Consider the following 3795-nt stretch of genomic DNA (forward strand, 5'->3'; position numbering starts at 1 on the left):
CATCAAAAATGTATTTCAAATAGAAAATAATCTATCTGAAATACAAGCAGTTAAACAAAAAACAAGGCATTGTTATACGAATGTCAAAAGATGTTCAAAAAATTATATTAGTTTTACCTTAGTGTAACAAAGAAACCAACCATAAATAATCATAATTACCTAAACCGCATATTCTAACCAAATATAAAATAAAAGAGTGCCTGGAGTTATCCAGGCCTTTTTTTTGCCCGTTTTCTAACCTTTCCCCCATACCCTGTTCAGATATATTTCAAAAAGAATAGAGTTGAATCCGCATTTATTTACTAACTTTGTATCCCGTACAAAAACGATAAGAAAGCAATAAAACTGCCTCTTATTACACAAATTCACAAACATGACTAAGTATATTTTTGTTACGGGCGGTGTTACTTCCTCATTAGGAAAGGGCATCATCTCCGCTTCATTGGCCAAACTTTTACAAGCACGGGGTTACAGGGTAACCATCCAAAAATTCGATCCTTATATCAATATTGATCCAGGAACACTCAACCCTTATGAACATGGCGAATGCTATGTAACCGAAGATGGCGCAGAAACAGATTTGGACTTAGGTCACTACGAACGTTTCCTGAATGTTCCAACCTCCCAGGCCAACAACATTACCACAGGACGGATCTACCAGAATGTAATCAATAAAGAACGCCAGGGTGAATACTTAGGTAAAACAGTCCAGGTAGTTCCTCACATCACCGATGAGATCAAACGGAATATGCGTATTCTTGGCGAAAGCGGACAATACGATATCGTTATTACAGAGCTTGGCGGAACCGTAGGTGATATTGAATCCCTACCCTTCATTGAAGCTGTACGCCAGTTTAAATGGGAAGAAGGTGCCAACAATGCCATCGTAATCCACCTTACTCTGATTCCATTTTTAGCTGCCGCCGGTGAATTAAAAACAAAACCGACTCAGCACTCTGTAAAAGCACTTTTGGAGTATGGAATACAGCCCGATATCTTAGTTTGTCGTACAGAACATCACATCACCCCTGATATCCGTAAAAAGATCGCTTTATTCTGCAATGTGAATATCAATGCAGTAGTAGAATCTATTGATGCCTCTTCTATCTATTCAGTGCCATTGCTGATGATGAAAGAGCAGCTGGATAAAACTGTATTGAGCAAACTTAAATTACCTCAGAAGAACGAACCAGACATGGAAAGCTGGAAAGATTTCCTCGGTCGTCTTAAAAACCCAACTGCCGAAGTAAAAATCGGCCTTGTAGGTAAGTACATAGAACTACCTGATGCTTATAAATCAATTACCGAGGCTTTTATTCATGCAGGTGCTAAAAATGAATGTAAGGTAAGAGTAGAATATATTCATTCCGAAAGCCTTTACGATGATAACGCGAAAGAAAAACTTTCACATTTAGATGGCGTACTGGTAGCACCAGGATTTGGAAGCCGTGGAATTGAAGGAAAAATCGATACTATAAAATATGTAAGGGAAAATGAAGTTCCTTTCTTTGGTATCTGTTTGGGTATGCAATGTGCAGTGATCGAATTTGGGCGTAATGTTTTAGGGCTGGAAGGTGCCAATACCGTCGAAATTGACGAGAACACCAAATTCCCTGTCATCAATATGATGGAAGATCAGAAAAACATCACCACAAAAGGCGGTACCATGAGACTAGGTGCTTATCCTTGTGATGTGAAAAAAGGTACAAAAGCATTTGCAGCCTATGGAAAGAGTCATATCTCCGAACGCCACAGACACCGCTACGAATTCAATAACGAATATTTGAAACAATATGAAGAGGCTGGAATGATTGCCTCAGGAACCAATCCGGACAGCCATCTTGTTGAAATTGTAGAGCTAAAAAATCATCCTTTTTTCGTCGGAGGACAATTTCATCCCGAATTAAAGTCAACAGTTGCTAATCCTCACCCACTTTTTGTTAAATTTGTCGCCGCTGCGATGGAGTATGCGAAGAAAAAAATAAAAAAATAAGCGTTTAAATAACAATAATGGATAGAAATACATTTACAGGGCTGTTCCTGATTATGATCGTGTTGGCGGGTTCTTTTTACTTTTTTAAGCCAAGTGATGCTGAATTAAAAAAAGAACAAGCCAGGATCACTGCAGATTCGGCTAAAAAAGCGGGCGTTAAGACGCCTGCCGCAATTGCTCCGACCGCTGCCCCGGCTTTAGATTCAGCAGCATTAAAAGGTCCTTTTGGAACAAACCTTACTGGTACTGAAGCGAAAAGTGTATTAGAAAATGAAAAGCTAAAACTCACATTCACTAATAAAGGCGGTAAAATATTGTCCGTTGAAATTAAGAACGAGAAAACCTACAAAGGACAACCCGTTGTATTGTATGACGGAGATGCCAATAAGTTTGGCCTCAATCTGAACATCGGTGGTAAAATTGTAAGTACAAATGATCTTTATTTTACTTCAGCTAAAACCTCAGGTACTTCACTTACCATGCGGGCAACTTATGGAGAAGGCAAATACATTGAGTTTTTCTACGATTTAAAACCCAACAGCAATAATGTTGCCTTTAACATTAACCTGAACGGTTTAAATCAAGTGATCCAAAGCAACAACATTTCCCTAAATTGGGAAGCAACTTTGCTGGAGCAGGAAAAATCCCTTAAAAATGAACAACGTTATTCTGCACCTTATTACAAGTATGTAGACAATACGCCAGACCATTTAAACATTGCAAAAGATGTTAAGGAAGACCTGACTAAAGGTAAAGTAGAATGGATCGCTTTCAAACAGCATTTCTTTTCCGGTGTATTGATTCCTAAAGATGGTTTTGAAAAAGGAAATCTGGAAGTCAAAGTTAGTACTGAGCCTGGAGAAGTTAAATGGTATGGTGCAAATATGATTTTGCCATTTAACCAACTGGCTGCTCAAAGCTATGCTATGGAATTCTATTTCGGCAACAATAAGTTCTCTGAACTTAAAAAACAAGGCCATGAAATAGAGAAACTGGTAGAAATGGGTTACTGGCCATTAAAATACATCAACAGATTTGTTGTATTGCCAGTGTTCAACTTCCTGGAAGGATTTGGATGGAATTACGGTCTGATCATCCTGGTGTTAACCATTATGCTGAAACTAGTTCTTTCACCACTAACGTACAAGTCTTACGTTTCAATGGCGAAAATGCGTATCCTTAAACCAGAGATGGATGAGATCAAAGCCAAAGTTGGTGAAGACAACCCTACCCTGCTGCAACAGGAATATTTAAAACTGTACAAACAAGTTGGTGTTAACCCACTTGGAGGTTGCTTGCCAATGCTGTTGCAATTGCCAATCGTAATGGCCTTCTTCTTCTTCTTCCCTAACTTGTTCGAACTTAGAGGACAGAGCTTCCTTTGGATGCATGATCTTTCAACCTACGATGATTTCATTAAATTCGGTTTCCATTTACCATTTATTGGTGATCACCTAAGTTTAATGTGTATCCTGATGACGATTTCTACATTGATCTATACCTATTTCAATAATCAAATCTCTGGCGCAACAGGTCAAATGAAATACATTGGTTACATTATGCCAATCATTTTTCTTGGTGTATTGAACGATTACCCTTCTGGTTTGAACTATTATTACTTCCTGGCCAACATGCTTACTTTCGGTCAGCAGTTCTTAATTAAGAAAATGGTAAACGACGAAAAGATCCACGCCATTTTAAAAGAAAACAAAACCAAACCTCAGGAACCAAAGAAAAAATCAAAGTTCCAATCCAGGTTAGATGACTATATGCGTCAACAACAACAAATTAAAGCTCAGGAT

2 protein-coding genes are annotated in these 3795 nt (G+C 38.3%); both read left to right on the forward strand.

The window, feature by feature from the left end:
* The first annotated feature begins 373 nt into the window (after nt 1–373).
* Complete coding sequence (locus DBR11_RS21390) at nt 374–1993, forward strand: CTP synthase (RefSeq protein ID WP_108554654.1); 1620 nt, start codon at nt 374–376, stop codon at nt 1991–1993.
* Nucleotides 1994–2010: 17 nt separating this feature from the next.
* Nucleotides 2011–3795 (forward strand): membrane protein insertase YidC (gene yidC / locus DBR11_RS21395; RefSeq protein ID WP_108554655.1); only part of this gene is annotated, 1785 nt, incomplete at its 3' end.

It is taken from the genome of Pedobacter sp. HMWF019 (genome assembly GCF_003061025.1).
Classification (GTDB): Bacteria; Bacteroidota; Bacteroidia; order Sphingobacteriales; family Sphingobacteriaceae; genus Pedobacter.

Excerpts from the sequence above, each read along its gene's own strand:
- DBR11_RS21390 (WP_108554654.1), top strand. The coding sequence starts at position 374 with ATGACTAAGTATATTTTTGTTACGGGCGGTGTTACTTCCTCATTAGGA.